Annotated in this window: 18 protein-coding genes; 13 read left to right on the top strand and 5 right to left on the bottom strand. The window is 60.6% G+C overall.

What is annotated here, in order from left to right; genetic code table 11:
• Nucleotides 1-164: 164 nt before the first annotated feature.
• The 7 genes from rsgA to ACWA1U_RS15520 all read left to right on the top strand — a co-directional run bounded on the left by rsgA (nucleotide 165) and on the right by ACWA1U_RS15520 (nucleotide 7,260).
• On the top strand, nucleotides 165-1,229 hold the full coding sequence (rsgA, locus tag ACWA1U_RS15550; protein WP_463723057.1) for a ribosome small subunit-dependent GTPase A: 1,065 nt from the start codon (nucleotides 165-167) through the stop codon (nucleotides 1,227-1,229).
• Nucleotides 1,230-1,514: 285 nt separating this feature from the next.
• The gene (locus ACWA1U_RS15545; protein WP_463725066.1) at nucleotides 1,515-2,633 is read left to right on the top strand and encodes an ATP-binding cassette domain-containing protein; all 1,119 of its coding nucleotides are present in this window, start codon (nucleotides 1,515-1,517) and stop codon (nucleotides 2,631-2,633) included.
• A gap of 1 nt (nucleotide 2,634) precedes the next feature.
• Nucleotides 2,635-3,348, top strand: a complete 714-nt coding sequence (locus tag ACWA1U_RS15540; RefSeq protein ID WP_463723056.1) for an ABC transporter permease — start codon at nucleotides 2,635-2,637, stop codon at nucleotides 3,346-3,348.
• The gene (locus ACWA1U_RS15535; protein WP_463723055.1) at nucleotides 3,348-4,097 is read left to right on the top strand and encodes an ABC transporter permease; all 750 of its coding nucleotides are present in this window, start codon (nucleotides 3,348-3,350) and stop codon (nucleotides 4,095-4,097) included. Before ACWA1U_RS15540 ends, ACWA1U_RS15535 begins: the two co-directional genes overlap by 1 nt.
• The gene (locus ACWA1U_RS15530; protein WP_463723054.1) at nucleotides 4,094-5,065 is read left to right on the top strand and encodes an ABC transporter substrate-binding protein; all 972 of its coding nucleotides are present in this window, start codon (nucleotides 4,094-4,096) and stop codon (nucleotides 5,063-5,065) included. The genes ACWA1U_RS15535 and ACWA1U_RS15530 overlap by 4 nt, the downstream gene beginning before the upstream one ends.
• Before the next feature lie 90 nt (nucleotides 5,066-5,155).
• Complete coding sequence (locus ACWA1U_RS15525; protein WP_463723053.1) at nucleotides 5,156-6,373, top strand: pyridoxal phosphate-dependent aminotransferase; 1,218 nt, start codon at nucleotides 5,156-5,158, stop codon at nucleotides 6,371-6,373.
• Nucleotides 6,374-6,408: 35 nt separating this feature from the next.
• Complete coding sequence (locus ACWA1U_RS15520) at nucleotides 6,409-7,260, top strand: polyphosphate kinase 2 family protein (RefSeq protein ID WP_463723052.1); 852 nt, start codon at nucleotides 6,409-6,411, stop codon at nucleotides 7,258-7,260.
• Nucleotides 7,261-7,268: 8 nt separating this feature from the next.
• On the opposite strand, the gene ACWA1U_RS15515 is transcribed toward ACWA1U_RS15520, so the two are convergent.
• Together ACWA1U_RS15515 and xseA are read right to left on the bottom strand one after the other, a co-directional pair.
• Nucleotides 7,269-7,520: an exodeoxyribonuclease VII small subunit gene (locus tag ACWA1U_RS15515; protein ID WP_463723051.1), complete on the bottom strand. Its 252-nt coding sequence runs from the start codon at nucleotides 7,518-7,520 to the stop codon at nucleotides 7,269-7,271.
• Nucleotides 7,517-8,863 carry an exodeoxyribonuclease VII large subunit gene (gene xseA, locus ACWA1U_RS15510; RefSeq protein ID WP_463723050.1) on the bottom strand — a complete coding sequence of 449 codons (1,347 nt, stop codon included), beginning with the start codon at nucleotides 8,861-8,863 and terminating at the stop codon, nucleotides 7,517-7,519. Before xseA ends, ACWA1U_RS15515 begins: the two co-directional genes overlap by 4 nt.
• 190 nt (nucleotides 8,864-9,053) lie before the next feature.
• On the opposite strand from xseA, the gene ACWA1U_RS15505 reads away from it, so the two are divergent.
• Together ACWA1U_RS15505 and ACWA1U_RS15500 are read left to right on the top strand one after the other, a co-directional pair.
• Complete coding sequence (locus ACWA1U_RS15505; RefSeq protein WP_463723049.1) at nucleotides 9,054-9,896, top strand: hypothetical protein; 843 nt, start codon at nucleotides 9,054-9,056, stop codon at nucleotides 9,894-9,896.
• A 92-nt stretch (nucleotides 9,897-9,988) separates the two neighbouring features.
• Nucleotides 9,989-11,065: a 4-hydroxy-3-methylbut-2-enyl diphosphate reductase gene (locus ACWA1U_RS15500; protein WP_463723048.1), complete on the top strand. Its 1,077-nt coding sequence runs from the start codon at nucleotides 9,989-9,991 to the stop codon at nucleotides 11,063-11,065.
• Nucleotides 11,066-11,455: 390 nt separating this feature from the next.
• Here ACWA1U_RS15500 and ACWA1U_RS15495 read toward each other — a convergent pair whose 3' ends face one another.
• Entirely contained in the window at nucleotides 11,456-12,715 is a 1,260-nt protein-coding gene (locus ACWA1U_RS15495; RefSeq protein ID WP_463723047.1) for a DNA recombination protein RmuC, read from the bottom strand.
• Between the two features lie 99 nt (nucleotides 12,716-12,814).
• Between ACWA1U_RS15495 and ychF the strand changes: the two genes are divergently transcribed.
• Nucleotides 12,815-13,900 (top strand): redox-regulated ATPase YchF, encoded by a 1,086-nt coding sequence (gene ychF, locus ACWA1U_RS15490; RefSeq protein WP_463723046.1) that lies wholly within the window; start codon nucleotides 12,815-12,817, stop codon nucleotides 13,898-13,900.
• A 64-nt stretch (nucleotides 13,901-13,964) separates the two neighbouring features.
• On the opposite strand, the gene ACWA1U_RS15485 is transcribed toward ychF, so the two are convergent.
• Complete coding sequence (locus tag ACWA1U_RS15485) at nucleotides 13,965-14,549, bottom strand: Swt1 family HEPN domain-containing protein (RefSeq protein WP_463723045.1); 585 nt, start codon at nucleotides 14,547-14,549, stop codon at nucleotides 13,965-13,967.
• A complete protein-coding gene (locus tag ACWA1U_RS15480) occupies nucleotides 14,546-15,190 on the bottom strand; it encodes a DUF5343 domain-containing protein (RefSeq protein ID WP_463723044.1) in 645 nt (214 codons plus the stop codon). The genes ACWA1U_RS15485 and ACWA1U_RS15480 overlap by 4 nt, the downstream gene beginning before the upstream one ends.
• A 407-nt stretch (nucleotides 15,191-15,597) precedes the next feature.
• Between ACWA1U_RS15480 and ACWA1U_RS15475 the strand changes: the two genes are divergently transcribed.
• The 3 genes from ACWA1U_RS15475 to ACWA1U_RS15465 all read left to right on the top strand — a co-directional run bounded on the left by ACWA1U_RS15475 (nucleotide 15,598) and on the right by ACWA1U_RS15465 (nucleotide 20,182).
• The gene (locus tag ACWA1U_RS15475) at nucleotides 15,598-17,394 is read left to right on the top strand and encodes an ABC transporter family substrate-binding protein (protein WP_463723043.1); all 1,797 of its coding nucleotides are present in this window, start codon (nucleotides 15,598-15,600) and stop codon (nucleotides 17,392-17,394) included.
• 227 nt (nucleotides 17,395-17,621) lie between these two features.
• Nucleotides 17,622-19,163, top strand: a complete 1,542-nt coding sequence (locus ACWA1U_RS15470; RefSeq protein WP_463723042.1) for an ABC transporter permease — start codon at nucleotides 17,622-17,624, stop codon at nucleotides 19,161-19,163.
• Complete coding sequence (locus tag ACWA1U_RS15465; RefSeq protein ID WP_463723041.1) at nucleotides 19,160-20,182, top strand: ABC transporter permease; 1,023 nt, start codon at nucleotides 19,160-19,162, stop codon at nucleotides 20,180-20,182. Before ACWA1U_RS15470 ends, ACWA1U_RS15465 begins: the two co-directional genes overlap by 4 nt.
• Nucleotides 20,183-20,212 lie beyond the last annotated feature (30 nt).

Below are 20,212 nucleotides of genomic sequence, written 5' to 3'. Positions count from 1 at the left end.
AGCGCTTATTACCGAAAAATCACTGGAGGTGAAGTCATGAACAAGGCCTTTGTCGCTGCGCTCTGCCCAGCCACACACCACATGAACTTCGCCTTCCCCCCGGGACTATCCCGGGCGCACTAGCTGCGCGTAAAGGGTGGAAGGCCCCATCAGAGGATCTTCCATTGAATTCCCTTTTTGAGTACGGCTTCACCGACCGCATCCGCGGTCTCTTCGACTTTCACTTTTCTCCGATGTCCCCTGCCGTGCGGCCGGCCAGGGTGATCCGCGCGGACCGCCGCCGGGTGCTGCTCGCTTCCGACGCCGGCCTTTGCCATGTGGAGACTGACGGTTCCCCGGTCACCGGAGACTGGGTGGCACTGACGAACGACCACGACGGCGACCCTCCCGCCGTCGTCGGCCTCCTGCCGCGATACTCGTCGCTTCGGCGCAAGAAGGCGTTCGACCCGCTTTCGGAAGCCCAGGTGCTGGGTGCCAATATCGATTTGGTGGGAGTGGTGGTTCCCATCGACCGCCCTTTGTCCACCAACCGGTTGGAGCGCACGCTGGTTGCGGCCTGGGACTCCGGTGCGGTGCCACTGGTGATCCTGACCAAGGCGGACCTCAGCAGCCGCTTCGATGAGGTAGTCGCCCAGACTGTCGGCCAAGCCCGCGGGGTCGAGGTGTTCACTACCTCGGCGGAGTCCGGTGATGGTGTGGACGCACTTCGCGAGCGGATCGGGGTTGGCACCACGCTGGCCCTTCTCGGGCCATCGGGTGCTGGCAAGTCCACGCTGATCAATGCGCTGGTTGGCGCAGAGGTACAGGACACGGGTGCCGTGCGTGCGGGCGACGGCAAGGGCAGGCACACCACCACGGCAAGGGAATTGATCCCACTGGGAGACGGCTCCGTGCTGATGGACACACCCGGAGTACGTGGTTTCGCACTGTGGGACGCAGAGGCGGGATTGGAAGCCGTCTTTGGCGACGTTGAGGAGCTGTTTGAACTGTGCCGGTTCACCGACTGCGCGCACGTAAGCGAACCGGGCTGCGCCGTGCGGGCTGCGATCGCAAATGGTGAGCTCGAGGAACGTCGCTGGCTCAGCTACCAGAAGATGCAGCGGGAGCTGACCAGCCTGCACCGGCGGCAGAACGCCGTTGAGCGACGGCGACACGCGAAGTCCTTCCACAAGATGGCCAAAGAGGCGGCCATGGCGAAGGACTACAGAAACCGGTTCCGGGAGGGCTGACTGACCCCTGCGGTGCCCATTCGATAGGGCACCGCAGGAGGGAACCGGTTCCGTGTTAACGATTCGTCGGTAATCTCCCTTCCCGGCCCATACGACCGCTTGTTTGCGACGAACCCATGGCTAGACTCGACACCATCCGCCCTGCGTAGCCGCCAGATCCGCACTGGACCACCAAGCACTTAATCGCGAAGGAGCGCCTTTACCGGCCTCCTGTCGACGAAAGGCACAGCACCCATGACCGACAACACACCAGGGCCTCGGGTGAGCCGCCCGGAGTCCGCCGCGATGATCAGCTTCCAGAACGTCACCAAGCAGTACGCAGGTGGGGCGGCCGCGGTGGAGAACCTGAGCATGGACATTGACCGGGGCGCCATCACGGTTTTCGTTGGACCTTCCGGCTGCGGAAAGACCACCTCCCTGCGCATGATCAACAGGATGGTCGAACCGACGGCCGGTGCAATCATTGTTGACGGCCAGGATGTCAGCAGGCAGAAAGCAGCTGAACTCCGCCGCTCCATGGGCTACGTGATGCAGTCCTCCGGCCTTCTGCCGCACCGTTCGGTCCTGGACAACATAGCTACCGTCCCGAGGCTCAACGGTGTTCCGAAGGCAGAGGCACGCAAGCGGGCGGAGGAACTGCTCGACGTCGTCGGGCTGGCTTCGATGCTCGGTAAGCGATACCCCGGGCAGCTCTCGGGAGGTCAGCAGCAGCGCGTCGGTGTTGCCAGGGCGCTTGCCGCGGACCCTCCAATCCTCCTCATGGATGAACCCTTCAGCGCGGTGGACCCGGTAGTCCGGCATGAACTCCAGGAGGAACTGCTGCGCCTGCAGCGTGACCTCGCCAAGACCATCGTCTTCGTGACACACGACATCGACGAAGCAACAGTGCTCGGGGACAAGGTCGCCGTCTTCGCGACCGGCGGCAGGCTGGCCCAGTACGCGGCCCCGGAGGAACTGCTCCGCGCGCCGGTGGATGATTTCGTTGCAGGCTTCGTGGGGCGGGACCGCGGTTTCCGGCGGCTGTCCTTCCAGGACGGGGAGGGCGTTCCGGTACACCCCGTCGAGACGGTCCGGGTGAGCCAGTTGGGGGACGCGGGTGTGGACGTGGAGTCGTCCTGGACGCTCGCAGTCGACGACGACGGCCGCCCGCAAGGCTGGGTGCCGCGGGCCACGCGCCAGAACATCCGGTCATTGGCCGACGTAGTCCCGGGAGGGTCACTGTTCCGCAAGGGAGAGTCTCTTCGGCGTGCGCTTGACGCGGCGCTGTCCGCGCCCTCGGGCCTGGGCGTAACGGTCGACGACGACGGTCGGGTGCTCGGCGTGGTCCGCTCGGATGAGGTTCTTCAGCTGATCGAGGAAGCCCGTCTGGACCGCGGCCGAGCCGACCACAACACGGCGGTGTGATGTGAAGTGGTTCCTGGACAACTTCTCCTACATCGCAGAGCTGACCGGCCAGCACCTGTTCCAGGCGCTCCTGCCGCTCGTGCTTGGCGTGCTCGTCGCGATACCCATCGCGCAGCTGGCCCGGCTCAGCAAGCCGCTCGCCGGAACCATCCTCACCACGTCGGCGGTGCTGTACACGGTGCCGTCGCTGGCCATGTTCGTCCTGCTGCCGCTAATCCTCGGCACACGGGTGCTCGACCCGCTGAACGTAATTGTCGCGCTCACCATATACGCGGTGGCGCTGCTGATCCGGTCGACACTCGACGCCCTGAATTCAATAGACGACGGCGTCAGGCAAGCCGCGGTGGCGATGGGCTTCACTCCGGTGCGGCGCTTCCTGACCGTGGATTTACCGCTGTCGATCCCCGTGCTCTTCGCCGGGTTGCGGGTCATCTCCGTAACTAACATCTCGCTGGTGAGCGTTGGGGCTCTGATCGGTATCCCCAGCCTCGGAACGCTGTTCACTGACGGACTGAACCGAAACTTCCCCACTGAAATTTTCATCGGCATCATCGTGACGCTGCTGCTCGCGCTCGTCATGGACCTGCTGTTGGTTTTGGTCGAACGGCTTCTGACGCCCTGGACGCGCTCGGTGAAGGTGCCGCCGGACCCCATGCGGGTCGCTGTTGATGCGAATCTGTCAGCGGACGCCTCTCGCGCTGGGGGTAACTACTGATGGATTACTCAAGCTCCAATCTGCTGGTCCAGATGTATGAATGGCTTTTCTTCCCTCAGAATTGGAGTGGGCCCGAAGGCATTCCCGTCCGGATAGTCGAGCACCTCGGCTATACAGCTCTGACCATCCTGATCGCGGCGGCAATCGCGGTTCCCATCGGGCTCTTCGTTGGCCACACCGGCAAGGGGCGCGTGGTCATCGTTGCCGGGGCGGGCATCCTGCGCGCGCTTCCCACCCTCGGCATGCTCATCCTGTTCGTTCTCCTCGCGGGACTTGGTCTGATGCCGCCTATCTGGGCGCTGGTCCTGTTGGCCATTCCGCCGCTTCTGGCCGGTGTCTATGCGGGCATCGCGTCAGTGAACCCAGCCGTGGTTGACGCCGCCCGAAGCATGGGAATGACCGAGCTGCAGGTTCTTTTCCGGGTGGAACTTCCGAACGGCCTGCAGGTAATCCTTGGCGGGTTCCGCGCAGCCGTGCTGCAGGTGGTGGCTACTGCCGCCGTCGTCGCCTTCATCAACCTGGGTGGGCTGGGTGTCTACCTCATCGAGGGCACCCAACTCCGGGACAACGGCCGCCTCTTCGGCGGTGCAGTGGTGATAGCCGTCCTCGCCATTACGGTGGACGGCATCATGGCGCTGCTTCAAAGATTTGCTGTGTCGCCGGGCCTGCGGACTTCCCGCGGCCCGGCCGAAACAACAAAGACCGGTGGACAGGATGTCCACGTCAATGCACAAGGAGGAACAAAATGATCAACTCATCATCCGGGCGTGCAACACGGCGCCTGCTTGGCCTTGCCGCGGGCCTTACCGCAGCATTGGCCATGACCGCCTGCGGTGCAGATTCCGACCCCCAGGGTGGAGGCGGGGGCGAAGGCGGCGAGGGCGCAAGCGGTCCGCTGGTCGTCGGTTCGGCTGACTTCCCGGAAAGCCAGGTCATCGCCGAAATCTATGCCGGCGCTCTCAACGGGGCAGGCATTGAGGCGAGCACAAGCCTGAATATCGGTTCCCGGGAAATTTACTACCAGGCCCTCGTTGACGGGTCCGTCGACATTCTCCCCGACTACAGCGGCAACCTGCTCCTCTTTTTGGATGCCGAGGCCACCGCCGAGTCCGCGGAAGACATCATGTCCGCACTCCCGGATGCCCTGGCCGCAGAGTCGCCTGATCTAAACCTCGGCGTTCTGGACGCTTCCGACGCCGAGAATAAGGACGCGATGGTCGTCACTTCCGCCACCGCGGAAGAGTACGGGCTCACGTCCATCGAGGACATGGCGGAGGTGTGCGATGAGCTGGTGATCGGTGCTCCGGCGACTTTCTCCGAGCGTGCCTACGGCCTGCCCGGGCTTGAGGAGAACTACGGCTGCGTGCCGAAGTCCTTCGAAGCCATCAACGACGGCGGTGGCCCGGTAACGCTCGAAGCCCTGCTGAACGACACCGTCCAGGTTGCCGACATTTACACGACCACCCCGTCCATCGCCGACAATGACCTCGTTGTCCTTGAGGACCCTGCAAACAACTTCATTGCGCAGCAGGTTTTGCCGCTGGTGAACCTGGACAATGTTGCCGATGACGCGCAGGCCGTGCTCAATGAGGTTTCGAGTGCGCTCACCACTGAGGACCTAATCAACCTCAACCGCGAAGTGAGCGGCGACGAGAAGCGCAATCCGGCTGACGCCGCCGCCGACTGGCTCGCGGACAAGGGCTTGGCTGGGGAGTAGCCACCTAGGCCGGCCCGCCGCTTTGCATTGGATCACGTGCGTTCGATCACAATGCGATGACGGCGGGCCGGGCTGTGGCATTCTTTGTTAATGGCCCAATTCAAGCAATCGAACAAGCTCCAGAACGTCCTCTATGACATCAGGGGGCCGCTGCTTGAGCACGCGAAGTACATGGAGGCGGAGGGCCACCGCATCCTGAAACTGAACATCGGCAACCCTGCGCCGTTCGGTTTCGAAGCACCCGACGCAATTCTGGTGGACATGATCCGGCACCTGCCCAATGCGCAGGGCTACAGCGATTCACGGGGAATCTTCTCGGCCCGCACCGCCGTCGTCCAGTACTACCAGGGCCGCGGGATCCAGAACATCGACGTCGACGACGTCTATCTCGGCAACGGCGTCAGTGAACTCATCACGCTCTCGCTGCAGGCATTGCTGAACTATGGGGATGAGATCCTGGTCCCCACCCCGGACTACCCGTTGTGGACTGCTTCGGTGAGCCTCGCCGGCGGCACCGCCGTGCACTACCTGTGTGATGAGGACAATCACTGGTGGCCCGACGTCGGGGACCTCGAGTCCAAGATCACGCCCCAGACGCGCGGCATTGTCCTGATCAACCCCAACAACCCCACAGGTGCGGTCTACCCGCGCTCCGTTCTTGAGCAGATCGTTGAGCTTGCCCGCCGCCATGATCTGATCATCTTCGCCGACGAGATCTACGAGAAGATACTGTACGACGACGCCGTCCATGTGAATGCGGCCACCGTCACCGGCGACGACGTGCTGTGTCTGACCTACAGTGGGTTGTCCAAGGCCTACCGCATAGCCGGTTTCCGCAGCGGGTGGATGGCTATATCAGGTCCGAAGCACCGTGCCGCTGATTACATTGAAGGCATCAACCTCCTGGCGAATATGCGTCTATGCGCCAACGTACCCGCACAGCATGCAATCCAGACGGCCCTCGGCGGATACCAGAGTATCAATGACCTCATTCTTCCCGGCGGGCGCCTGCGCCAACAGCGCGACAAAGCCCACCAATTGCTGAATGCCATTCCGGGCGTCTCATGTGAGCTCGCGCAGGGTGCCCTTTACCTCTTCCCGCGGCTTGACCCCGAGGTGTATCCGATCAAGAGCGATGAGCAGTTTGCGCTGGACCTGCTGAAGCAGCAGAAAATCCTGATCTCGCATGGAACAGCCTTCAACTGGATCAACCCTGACCACTTCCGCATGGTCACGCTGCCGAATGTGGAAGACATCGAAGACGCGATCGGACGCCTGGCAGAGTTCCTCAGTACCTACAAGCCTTAACCCAGCCCAGCAGTCGCTTCGCCCAGGAGGTAGTGATGTCCGCTCCGGAGTTCAGTTCGTCCCCAAGCCAGCTGTTGCTTGCGGGCCCCGATATCAGCCTGCAGGAGATCGACCCGCGTTCCACGCCTGGTTTCGACGGAGGCAAGGCCGGGGGAAAGGCGAAGCTTGCTGCGGGACGGGCAGCTCTCTCCGAACTGCAGGAGAAGCTCTTCGCGGAGAGCCGCTTTGGCAGTGAAATCTCGGTGCTGTTGATTCTGCAGGCGATGGACACCGCGGGTAAAGGCGGTATTGTCCGGCACGTAGTTGGTGCAGTGGACCCTCAGGGTGTTCATCACCATGCCTTCAAAGCCCCGAGCTCAGTAGAGAAACGGCACCACTTCCTCTGGCGAATCGAGAAACAGCTGCCTGGTCCGGGCATGATCGGCGTGTTCGACCGCTCCCATTACGAAGACGTCCTCATCCACCGTGTGCGCGGCTTCGCTCCACCGGAGGTGATCGAGGGGCGCTACCAGGAGATCAGGGACTTTGAACAGGAATTGGTGCGGTCTGGAACCCATGTGATCAAGGTGATGCTGCACCTGAGTAAGGACGAGCAGAAGGAACGTCTGGCCAAGCGACTCGATCGTGAAGACAAGTACTGGAAGTACAGTCCCACCGACCTTGAGGAGCGTGAGCACTGGGACGCTTATCAGGAAGCGTATGAGATTGCGATCGAGCGCACCAGCACCCCGGACGCCCCGTGGTTCGTGGTGCCGGCGGACCGCAAATGGTATGCGAGGATAGCTGTCCAGCAGCTCCTCGTGGACGCACTCACCGGCATGCAGCTCACCTGGCCGAAGGCGGCCTTCGACGTCGCCGCCGAGAAAGCGAAGCTGTCAGCAAGCTGACAAATGCCCTACTTCACGTTCGGACGCTCGTCCTGATCCCTCGCCGCTGCCAAACGCTTCCGTGCGCCCTCCAACCATTGTTCACAATGGTCAGCAAGCTCCTCGCCGCGCTCCCATAACGCCAGCGACTGTTCCAGGCTTACACCGCCGGCTTCGAGTTGGGTGACGACTTTCACGAGCTGTTCCCGGGCATCTTCGTAGCTCAGATCAGTTACGGGCGAGCTGACTGTGCGCGGTGCATCCGCTGGACTGGCACTCATCGGGTTTCCTTACTGCTTGGTCGATTCGGCGGGCTTGTTTGTGTGGACGGAGACGCTTCGCCTGTTTCGGCGCGGGCAGTGAGCCTTCCGCGGGCCACCCTGATATTCAGCAGAACTCCGGATTCAACATCCGAGGCATCCCGAACGACGGTGCCCTCTTCGTCCTGAACTACTGCGTACCCGCGGTCAAGCGTCTTCTGGGGCGAGAGGGACCTTACCTGTGTGCGGAGATGCGCCACACGGTCCGCCTCCCGTGTGACTGCGCTCTCCATGGCCATCCGGCTCCGCTTCTGAAGGCGCAGCAAATCCTCGTGGCGGACGCTGACCATCCCGGCGGGCTGGGCCAGCACCGGACGGGAGCGCAGGTGCACGAGGCGCTCGGACTCCCGGGACATGAGTTGGTCAATGCAACGGTTGAGCTGGCCGTGGGCCTGCCTGATGCGCTGGAGCTCCTCGGAGACATCCGGAACAACGCGCTTGGCGGCGTCAGTGGGAGTGGAAGCCCGGAGATCTGCGACATCGTCGAGGAGGGGGTGGTCTGCTTCGTGGCCTATGGCGCTCACTACCGGAGTAGTTGCAGCGGACACGGCCCGAACGAGGTCCTCACTGCTGAAGGCCAGGAGATCCTCAAGCGAACCACCTCCGCGCGCAATGATGATCACGTCAACGGCGGGCATTCGGTCGAGTTCGGCTAACGCCGAACGCATCTGCGCCACAGCGCTGACGCCCTGGACCGCCACCTCGCGGATCTCGAACTCCACGGCCGGCCAGCGGAGGCGCGCATTGCGGAGGACATCCTTCTTGGCATCTGAATCCCTGCCCGTGATCAGTCCGATCCGGTGGGGGAGGAGCGGGAGGGCTTTCTTCCGTTGGGCAGCGAAAAGGCCTTCCGCTGCAAGGGCCTGCCGGAGGCGTTCTATCCGCGCAAGCAGGTCGCCAAGGCCCACAGGGCGGATGTCCCAGGCCTGCATGGACAGCCGCCCGGACTTGACCCAGAAGTCTGCTTTAAGCCGGGCCACAACCCGTGAACCGCTTTCCAGAGGAACAGCGAGCCGGTCCATCACGGTGCCCCAGACAGTGAGGGACAGGGATATCTCGGCGTCTACATCGCGGAGTGTGAGGAAGCACATCGAGCCCCGCTTGTTGAGCTCGATCACCTGACCTTCAACCCATGCTGCCGGAGCACGCTCGATGTGCGCCTTGAGCTTCTCCGACAGAACATGCAGTGGCCAGGGGCGGTCAGCGGAAGTTTCAGCGGCAGTTTCCGGCAGGGTGGATGGATCCCCGGAGGCGCCCGGGGGAGCGGCAACCACCGTGCCCAGCGGTGCGCCGTCGTCGTTCATTGTTTGCATCCTCCCGTGGACGGCGCTGGGGCCGGCGATGTCTGTGGTTAATGTTTATCAGGTGCCGCTGAGAAGAGCGGCGCCCAGGCCTTGATGTGCAGGACAAGTATCTGCCAGGGCAGCTACTCACAGAGGGCATAATCGGATGTTCCGGGAAAAGGGACCAAGCGGAATAGGGAACCAGGAGCTCATGAGAACAGTCGGGTCGGCATTCTTTGTTCTATTTGCCGTAGTACTGGGCCTGCTGGCCCTGCCAAGTGCCTGGATTGCAACGCAGGTCGTGGCGGAAGATGGATTCGTCCGGCTTGCGTCTCCACTGGCCGAGGATACGGAGTTCACGCAGTCTCTGGCCGGAGCCCTTGCGGAGGAAGCGACGGCGGGGGCAAACCTTCCCATTGAACTTGCGGACACAGCCCAGCCTGTTGTGGCGGGAATTGCGGAGCGCATTGTAGAGTTGCCCGGCTTCGATCAGGCTTGGGAGGACACCCTGCGGCGCTCACATCAGTCGACCTTTGCTGATCCACGAACGCTGTCCCCGGACGTGGATACCTCCTCTTCGTTCACGCTGGACGTTGCCCCACTCGTGGCCGTGGTCGCCGATGAAATCAGCAATCAGCTCCAGGTGGAGGTCCCCGCACCGGATCAGGCGTTGGTGAACATCGGGCAAGCCAACTACCGTGCCGTCCTCGACCGGGCAGAAGCGGCTGCTTCTCTGTGGCCGGCACTTGCCGCGGCCGCGGTAATCGGTGCCGTTCTCAGTCTCGCTGTCGCCCGGCGTCGTAGTACCACGCTTGCAGTACTGGGGCTCGGAGCCCTGCTGGCCGCAGGGCTCCTGTGGTTTGCGGCTACTGCCGCTCCGCAACTGGTGGACCAGACCGCGGACGCGAACGCCGTTGCAGCAGTATTCAAGGATGCGCTGACCGTACGTGCGGTCGAAAGCTTCCAGGCTTGGTGTCTGGCTGCGATGGCAGTGGGCGTGCTGGCACTGGTAGCAGGAATCGTGGGAAGGCTCCTATCAGGCAGCCGCCGCTAAGGGATCAAATCCGCGTCAGGGTGGCTCGGCTCATAGCGGACAGTGGCTCTCATCGGGGCTTCGTCCGGTGGTGCGCCCGTTAGCATTGAATTATGTCCAGCACAGCAATATCCGTTCCCATGCCCACCGTGCCAAGGAGGCGGCGGTCTCCAGAGGAGGTCCATGCCGCATCGCCGGTGGCCGGCATGCGGAAAGTCCTGCTGGCAGCTCCTCGGGGGTACTGCGCGGGTGTCGATCGTGCTGTCATTGCTGTTGAGAAGGCGTTGGCCCATTACGGGCCACCTGTCTACGTTCGGAAGCAGATTGTGCACAACCTTCATGTGGTTACCACCCTCGAGGAGAAGGGTGCAATCTTCGTCGAGGAAACTGACGAAGTGCCCGAAGGCGCGCTGCTTGTGTTCTCTGCCCACGGGGTCTCCCCTGCGGTTGTGCAATCCGCGGAAGAGCGCAACCTGCGCACCATCGACGCGACCTGCCCCCTCGTGACAAAGGTCCACCGGGAAGCTGTCCGTTTCGCCCGCGACGATTTCGACATCCTCTTGATCGGCCATGAAGGCCATGAGGAAGTCGAGGGAACAGCGGGCGAGGCTCCTGAACATATCCAGATAGTGAATGGCCCGGAGGATGTGGACAAGGTCACCGTCCGTGATCCGGAGAGGTTGATCTGGCTCTCCCAGACCACGTTGAGCGTTGACGAGACCATGGAGACGGTGGCTCGGCTCAAGGATCGTTTTCCGACGCTGCAGGATCCACCCAGCGACGACATCTGTTACGCCACCTCGAACCGTCAGGCAGCCATCAAGAAGATAGCGCCTGAGACTGACCTGGTGATCGTGGTGGGATCCGCCAACTCCTCCAACTCGGTCCGGTTGGTTGAGGTAGCGCTTGAGTACGGCGCGAAGGCGTCCCACCGGGTGGATTTTGCTAACGAGGTGGACGAATCCTGGTTCGAGGGCGTTTCAACGGTGGGTGTAACCTCCGGCGCCTCGGTACCTGAGAACCTGGTCAAGGACGTACTACGTCTCCTGGCTGATTATGGTTACGCCGATGTGGAAGAGATTGTGACCGCCGAGGAGGACATCATCTTCTCCCTACCGAAGGAAATCCGGGCCGCCTTGAAGGCCATGGGCGACCCGTCCAGCGGATTGGGCGGTCGCGGGAGACGATAGTCTCGTCTTGTAGTGGTGTCAACGTATCTTGCGTTTTTGCCCAGACGTTCGATCGAATTAGCCGTCCGCCGTTGTATCGGCTGGCGGACGCGCTTAGCTTTTGAATATCGCGAGAGGAATCGCTCCTCCGCGATCTTTCGGAAGGCGCACCTGCTTTCCCTCACCGCTAAGGCTCGCGATCCGAGCCTCAGCTAATTAGAAGGGTTGTCGCATGAGAATTGCTCGTACATTAACTGCAGGAGTGCTTGTTGCATTTGCAATGTTCGGAGGCGCAGGCATAGCAACGGCGGCTGGTGCGTCGCCCGACGGGTGTAGGCCTCCGTACTACTGCATCTACTAAACGGGAATCTGTATGGACGGTGGTTCGCAATGCGAACCACCGTCCGTCATTCAGGCGCTTTGTTCTCGAGGCGTCACTGCGTATTCATTACCGTCGATCAACTCCGGCGCGCTGAGGAGTCTTGGAGTCGATTCCACGCTCTGGGTGGTGAGGTCGCGACCATTCTCGGCTGGTTCGAAGGCGTTGATCTTCCGCGCTGTGGGAAGCACACGTGACTCCAACGTCCCCACAAAGGAGTTGTACTTCTCCACCGAGCTCTTCAATGAGCTGCCGAGCCGGGTGATGTGCTCTCCCATGGTGCCCAGGCGGTCATAGAGCTCCTGGGAAAGGTCATATAGCTCTTTCGCGTTCTCGGTCAGTACGTCCTGCCGCCAGCTGAAGGCGACTCCCTTCAGGATTGCCAGCAGGGAAACTGGCGAGGCGAGCACGACGTTACGGGTGAATGCGAAGTCCAGCAGGGCAGGGTCGGTGTGCAGTGCAGCTGACAGCACGCTCTCTACCGGAATGAAACACACCACCAGATCGGGGGAGTTGGCTGTGCCTTCCCAGTACTTCTTCCGGCTCAAGCTATCCACATGCGCACGAACCGCCTTCACATGCTGAACCAGGAGATCCTGCCGCCGCCGCTCCTCCGCCGCGAGCTGGAGCTCATCTCCAGCTCCGGAAGCGGATTGCGCCTCAAGGTAGGCGCTCAACGGAACCTTCGAATCGACGACAATCTGCTTGTTGCCCGGCAGCTGGATCACCATGTCCGGCCGGGCCGTCGATGCCCCGGATTCACGCGAAAGGACTGACACAGTGGCCTGCTCAAGGAAGTCGACGCGCTGAAGCATCCCCGCGGCTTCGACCACCCTCCGCAGCTGCACCTCTCCCCACTGACCTCGTGCGGTGGTGCTTCGCAACGCTGAGGCCAGCGAATGCGTTGTCGAGAGGAGCTTGGCGTCGGAGAGCTGCGCCGAGTGCAGTTGCTGTGCCAGTTGCCCGAACTGATGCGCACGCTCCCGCTCGAGATGCCCAACCTGCGCCTGCACCTGCCCAAGCTTGTCTGCGAGGGGCGCCAGCGCGCGAAGGACAGACTGATCCCGGCTGGATTGGTCCGAGAGCTGTCGGTTATGGGAGTTCAGCACCCGGTTCTCAGCTTCGGCTGCGGCGCAATCGACGACGGCCTTGCCCAGGCGCGCGCCGGCGTCGTCGAGCTCTTCCCGAAGCATTTGCACGGACCGACGCGACATGACCAAAGCCCCCGCGGCGCCGACAAGGAGCCCGATCAGGGCGGCGAGGGTGACCAGAAGAACAGTGTTTCCATCCATGGATCCACCATCGCAGTCGCCGGTGACATTTTTAGTCAGCGGCCCGTCAGACCGCCCGGCGCGGCGTGACGCCGGCCCTCGACGGTAGACTATTTTCCCGTGGCTCTTACTATTGGCATCGTCGGACTGCCCAACGTCGGCAAATCAACTCTCTTCAACGCTCTCACCAGGAATTCAGTCTTGGCTGCGAACTATCCCTTCGCAACGATCGAGCCCAATGTCGGCGTGGTCAATCTGCCGGATCCGCGGCTGCAACAGCTTGCTGAGTTGTTCAGCTCGCAGCGCACGTTGTCAGCGCCGGTGTCCTTCGTCGACATCGCAGGAATCGTCAAGGGCGCTTCCGAGGGTGAAGGGCTGGGGAACCAGTTCCTCGCGAATATCCGTGAGGCTGAGGCCATAGCGCAGGTCGTCCGTGTGTTCGACGACCCAGACGTAATCCACGTAGACGGCGCGGTCAATCCTGTCTCTGACATGGAAACGATCAACACAGAACTTGTCCTTGCGGACCTGCAGACGCTGGAGAAGGCCATTCCGCGGGTTGAAAAGGAAGTGAAGATCAAGAAGCGCGAGGCCGCGCAGCTTGCCGCGATGCAGGCGGCCCAGGAGGTGCTGGAGCGTGGCGACACCATCTTCTCCTCAATCAAGAGTGACAAGCTCGAGATGGATCACCTGCGCGAGCTGAGCCTGCTCACCGCCAAGCCGTTCATCTACGTATTCAACGCCGACGATTCAGTACTCGGCGATCCGGCCCGCCAGCAGGAACTGCGAGCCCTTGTCGAGCCGGCGGACAGCATCTTCCTCGACGCGAAACTCGAAGCCGATCTCGTTGAGCTGAGTGTTGAGGAAGCACGCGAGATGCTCGAGATGAACGGTCAGGAAGAGTCCGGGCTGGATCAGCTTGCGCGGGTCGGCTTCCACACGCTCGGGCTGCAGACCTACCTCACGGCCGGACCGAAGGAAGCCCGGGCCTGGACCATCAAAAAGGGTGCCACGGCCCCCGAAGCTGCAGGAGTAATCCACTCCGATTTCCAGCGCGGTTTCATCAAGGCTGAGGTTGTGTCCTTCGAGGACCTGCTCGAAGCGGGGACCATGGCTGAGGCAAAGTCCCGCGGCAAGGTGCGCATCGAGGGCAAGGACTATGTAATGTCCGACGGCGACGTCGTGGAGTTCCGCTTCAACGTCTAGGAAGCGAGTCCAGCCGCGAGCCCATCGCCGACGAATTCGAGGCGGCCCCTGACTAAGCCCCAGATCACAGCGCAACCTGTTTGTTCCAGTCACGGATATGCATACCGATACGTTCGACGTCAGACAGTGACAACGAGCCGCTATGCATGATCACATTGCGGGATCGCTCCAAGGTCGAAAAAAGTGCAGTCGCCCAATCCACCCGAGGGACGTAAGCCTCGAAACAGGACCAGTTCTGCTGCATGATCTGCGGCAATTGACCTAATTCGGTGTAGCTGAGGAGATCGTCGCCCCGAGTGCCGTGCCACTTTACTTTCTCCTCTTCTGCTCGCCGTGTGCTCACGAACTTTCGAATCTTCTCTGAAACTCCCCTGTCCCACCAGTCTTCGCCGTATGTATCCACTAGGACCTTCGTAACGAACCTTCGCACCGACATCTCGAACGCAGCAATTGCCGTGTAGACAGCGGACATGAGGCGCGCTTGGGTCAGTAGATCTTCGTCGAAGAGCTCAAAACTCAACGCCTCCGCTACCTCCGCGGCTTCCGGTACGAAGCCCAGCTTGAGACGCCCAGCGACGTCCAAGGCCTCCTCAGCGAGCATTGCCCGGTACACAAAGTCGTACATGAGTGCCCGATTGTCAGCGCTCATTGGAAGTGTTCCCGCAGGGCCTTGAAGATTGCGTTGTAGACGGCGGGGTCTCGTGACTCGGGTAGTTGGATGTTGAAGTTGTACGCAAGGCTGCCGAATGGCGTGCCCCCGTTGCTCATTGGTGCTACCGAGGGTAGCTTGCCGTTCGAACGATTTGCGGGCTCGTGAGTCGACTCCTCTGGCTTGGACTCCGCCGTAGATATAGGTGAAGGGGACGACTTGAAGTCGGCGGCCTTCACCAAAGTAGTGAAAGTCCCGGCCATCTGAGTAAGTATCCGATCGGTGAATGCGCCCTCCGAAAGAGTCTTCATCTTGTTCTTGACTTCGGTCGCGTTCAGAGTGTGCGCGTTGCGGTTGACCCTGAACAGGTCTTCGTATGCCTCACTGATGCCTTCGGCAAGTACCAGAGCTGATTGAGTCTGGTCGAGAAAGCGGTGATAGCGGGCCTGCGGCACTCCTGAATCGTCCAAGAATCCCAGCGTCTTCAACACATTGATGATCGCGCGGTCGTTGGTGTTTGCGAAGCCCAGTCCCTCGAGGAAGCGTTGAGTGAATCGAGGCGGCGCCTGTGCCGCCTGTAGCGCCTGCAGAATAGAACTCGTGTTCTTAAAAGACGTGAGATAAGCACTCGGGAGACTCATGCACTGAAGTGTACGGTGGGGCGCTGATAACCCGCGCTAAATTGTCCACTCGGGGCCAACGCGGCCGAAAGCATCAGTGGCATGTTGTGGCACTCGAGAAGGTCTTGGTAACGACGGCGACCGGCGTCGTCTCGCTTCTAGGTCGAGCGCACCCTTCCGAGCTGCACCCCATTCACGGCGTGCGGGGGAGAGCGCTCTCTCATATTCTGCCTCTTCGCTGAGCCTGGTGAAATTTGGTTGCATCTCGGTAACAACCCTCACCCCACTTCTCATTCGATACCTTCCGGTAACAATTACCCCTTAGGCTTCTGATCATGTGAGGCACGCCACTTTGAACATCAGGGTGCGTGTCAGTCCTTTGTAAAACCATGAAGGACATCTTCCACAACATGAAACAAGGAGGCGGAATGCGTTTCGGACGTACTTCCAAAGCCGTAGGTGTAGCCGCGATTGCTGCACTTGCACTGAGTGCCTGCGCTGAGACCAACAGCGGCGGCGAAGATCCGGGAGAGGGCGGCGGGGGCGAGGCTAGCGGTGGCACCGTGACCGTTGCTGAAGTTAACCCCTTCAGCTCGTTCAACTCGGACACAGCCGTAGGCAACGTAGACATCAACAACAAGGTCGCGCTGCTCACGAGTAACGACTTCAATTACATCAACAGCGACCTCGAGGTTGTCCCTCGTGAAGACTTCGGTACTTACGAGCTTGTCTCCGAGGATCCGCTAACCATCACCTACACAGTTAACGAAGGCGTTACCTGGTCTGACGGTGAACCGGTCGATGCGGATGACCTGCTGCTTTCCTGGGCTTCGTCTTCTGCCTACTTCGATGACGAAAACGACCCTGACCCCGAAGCAGAAGGTGACGAAACCGGTACAACTTACTTCGCTTCCGCCTCCACCTCCGGTTTGGACCTCACCGAAATGCCGGAACTCGGCGAAGACGGGCGCTCCATTACCCTGGTCTACTCCGAGCCTTACGCGGACTGGGAAATCGCCTTCGGAATCACGGATACCCCGGCTCACGTTGTCGCAACGAACGCTGGGTTGGCTGATGGCGATGCGCTAATCGAAGCGATTCAGAACGCACCAGAAGGTGATCCCGAGAACCCGGAGGATCGCCCCGAAATCCAGGCTATTGCAGATTTCTGGAACACAGGCTTCGATTCCACCAGCCTCCCCAGCGATCCTTCGCTCTACCTTTCGAACGGGCCGTACGTGGTCTCTGAGATGGTTCCGGATCAGTCCATGACGCTGGTTCGCAACGAAGAGTACAACTGGGGACCGGTTCCTGCGATCGACGAAGTCACGATCCGCTACATCGGCGATGCGAACGCTCAGGTGCAAGCTCTTCAGAACGGAGAGGTTGACATCATTCAGCCTCAGGCTTCTGCTGACACGCTGACCTCCCTTGAAGCTATTGAAGGCGTCCAGATCCTTGAGGGACCTGAACTTTCCTTCGACCACCTGGATCTTTTCCAAGAGGGTGGAGTGTTCGCTGACGAGAACGTGCGCAAGGCATTTATGAAGACTGTCCCGCTTGAGGCGATCGTCGATGCCACTATCCGCCCCCTCGATCCTGAGGCTGGTCCCCGCCAGTCACACATCTTCGACTTCGGAACCGAGCCTTACCTCGCTGCAATCGAGGAGAACGGCTCGTCCGAGTACGCCGAGGTTGACATCGAAGGTGCCAAGGAACTGCTCGACGGAGCAACTCCGACAGTCCGCATCATGTATAACGCTGAGAACCCGAACCGTGTTGACGCTTACACCCTGATCGCTGAAAGCGCTACGCAGGCTGGGTTCGTCATCGAAAACGTTGGACTGCCCGGCGCTGAATGGGGTCCGGCTCTTGAAGAAGGCGGCTCCCGCTGGGATGCAACCATCTTCGGTTGGATCAGCCCAGGTGTTGGCGTGACCGGTACGCCTCAGCTCTATGGCTGTGGTTCAGCATCCAACTACGCGAAGTGGTGCGATGAAGAGGCACAGACAGCCATGGACGAGCTGATCCTCACCACCGATCCTGCTGAGCAGCAGGAACTGCAGACACTTGTTGACACCAAACTCTACGAGACCGGATTCGGCCTTCCGCTGTTCCAGTCCGTCGGAATCAACGGCGTGGCTGACCGCATCCAGGGAACTGAGTACATGTCCAACCAGGACGGTATCTGGTGGAACTACTGGGAGTGGACTGTAGCCGAGTAATCTGCGCTGCAATAAGTCTGCTCGAATAACGAGATCAGGAAGCGCTGGAGTCGCTAAAGCCTCCAGCGCTTCCTGACGTGCCCGTCCAGTCAGGACAATGTCGTCACTGATTGGGAATCCCCAAATTCACCAGAAGCGTGACCTGGATTACGCTCTTTCTTGACATCCCGGATTGTCCGGGTCCCAACCGGGTTGATCCCGGACGCTCAACTCTGAGGCTACTAACAATGCTGACGTATATCGTTCGGCGGCTGATCGTCGCTGTACTCATACTTCTTGGTGCTTCTTTCCTGGTCTACATCCTGACAGCGGTGTCAGGCGATCCTCTTGCAGGCCTTCGTGAAAGTAACGCTCCAAACAGGGAACAACTCATCGCGTTTCGCACCGACCTGCTGAATCTCGACGTTCCGCCCGTCCTCCGCTACTTCGACTGGCTCGCTGGAGCCGCTGGTTGCCTGGTACCGTTCGCCGCGACCTGTGACTTGGGTAACGCCGTAAACGGCGCCGAGGTGACTCAACTTCTAGAGAGGGCGATGGGCCAGACCATCCTCCTCGTGACCGCCGCGACCATCCTGGCGATCCTCATCGGGATCACGCTCGGCATCATCACCGCACTGCGCCAGTACAGCGGCCTCGATTACGGTGTCACGTTCATGGCTTTCCTCTTCTTCTCGCTTCCTGTGTTCTGGGTCGCGGTCCTGCTGAAGGAGTTCGGAGCCATCGGTTTTAACAATTTCCTCCGCGATCCAAACTTCTCCGTGACGACGTTGGTGATCTGCGGACTGCTCAGCGCCTTCCTGTTCTATCTTGTGTCGACTGGAGCGCTGAAGAAGCGACTGCTATACGCCGCAGTTGGCTTTGCTTTCGCCGTGGCTCTACTTTGGCTCCTGGACCTGACCGGATGGTTTATGACTCCAGCCTTCGGCCCGGTGGTTATCGCCCTCATGGGCGTCGGCATCGCCTACCTGGTCACGATTCTGAGCGCAGGTCTCAAGAACCGCAAAGCCCTTTACAGTTCGCTCATTGTGGTTGCCATCGGCGTTGTCGCCTATTTTGCTGTCCAGCCCTTGCTGGACAGGGCAACCTTCCTGATGGTCCTGTTGCTGGGCGTCGCGACAATCCTCGTCGGCCTGGCAGTCGGCTACTTCATGGGTGGGTATGACCGGCGACAGAATATGACCGCTGCCGGCATCACAGCATTCCTGATGGGTTTCCTGATCGTGCTCGACCGGTTCATGCAGTCCTGGCCCGAGTACTTCAACAACAACCGCATTAACGGCCGGCCGATCGCCACGATCGGTTCGGCTACACCGAACCTGAATGGTGACTTCTGGGTCGGCGGGCTGGATACATATACCCACCTGCTTTTGCCCACCATCGCGCTCATGCTCATCTCGCTCGCTGGCTATAGCCGTTACTCCAGAGCTTCGATGCTGGAGATCATGAACCAGGACTACATCCGAACCGCCCGGGCTAAAGGTCTGGGGGAGCGAACCATCGTGATGCGCCATGCGTTCCGGAATGCGTTGATCCCCCTGGCCACACTTGTCGCCTTCGATATCGGCGGCCTGATCGGCGGCGCCATCATCACTGAGCAGGTATTCGCCTTCAGTGGGATGGGTCAGCTCTTCGTGGTAGCCCTTCGGGAGGTTGACCTGAACCCCGTGATGGGTGTCTTCCTGATCACGGGAATGCTGGCGTTGGTCTTCAACCTGGTCGCCGACCTTGTCTATTCCGTTCTTGATCCGCGCGTAAGGGTGAAGGCATGAGCACCACAGCAAAGCACACCACTGAGCAGAAACCCGACGAGACAAAGGGCCTGAGTCAAGGACAAATTGTCCGCAAACGGTTCTTCGGTCACACTGCGGCCGTCATCAGCATCGTCATCTTTATTGGTGTCGTAATACTGGCCTTCTCCTCCATCGGGTATGCGGGCATCCCAGGTTGGTGGAAGTGGAACTACACAGAGACGCCGTCGCTCGCCACTCCCAACGGGGCGCCGACCTGGCAGTTGCCGTTCAACTTCGGTGACCACCCATTCGGACAGGACCGTGTCGGTCGTGACCTCTTCGCCATGACCATGCGCGGGGCCCAGCTTTCGCTGATCATCATGTTCATCATCGGATTCATCGGGGCTGCTATTGGCGTGATCATCGGTGGAGTGTCGGGTTACTTCCGCGGGATCGTGGAAGCAATCCTGATGCGCCTCACCGACATCATCATCATCATCCCGCTGCTCATCCTCGCAGCAGTCCTTGGCAAGTTCGGGAGTTCTGTTTCGGGAGAAGGCACATTCTTCGGAAGTATCTTCGGGGGCAGCGCAGGCGTAATTCTCCTGGGTATCTTCGTTGGTTGCATCATCTGGACTGGACTTGCCCGCCTCGTTCGAGCGGAATTCCTCAGTCTTCGTGAACGGGAGTTTGTGGATGCCGCCCGTATCGCCGGCGCGTCAAACAGCCGAATCATTTTCAAGCACATTCTTCCGAACGCCGTCGGGGTAATCATTGTGAACACGACGCTGGTCATGGCGTCCGCAATTCTGCTTGAAACAGGTCTCTCATTCCTCGGCCTGGGTGTTCAGCCGCCTGACATTTCGCTCGGTAGTTTGATCAGCGACAACCAGGCTGCGTTCGCCACCCGTCCGTGGCTGTTCTGGTGGCCCGGTCTGTTCATCGTGATCATCTGTCTCTCGATCAACTTCATCGGCGACGGTCTGCGCGATGCGTTCGATCCCCGCCAGAAGAAGTTCAACGCGAAGAAGGCTGCAGAGCCCAGGAAGCCGGCATAAATGGTCCGGGCCTCCCGCACGCATGCGGGC

It is taken from the genome of Arthrobacter sp. TRD_SC_6, from assembly GCF_055361185.1.
Note: the sequence above shows the minus strand (reverse complement) of the source record. Positions and strands in the feature narration are given on the sequence as shown.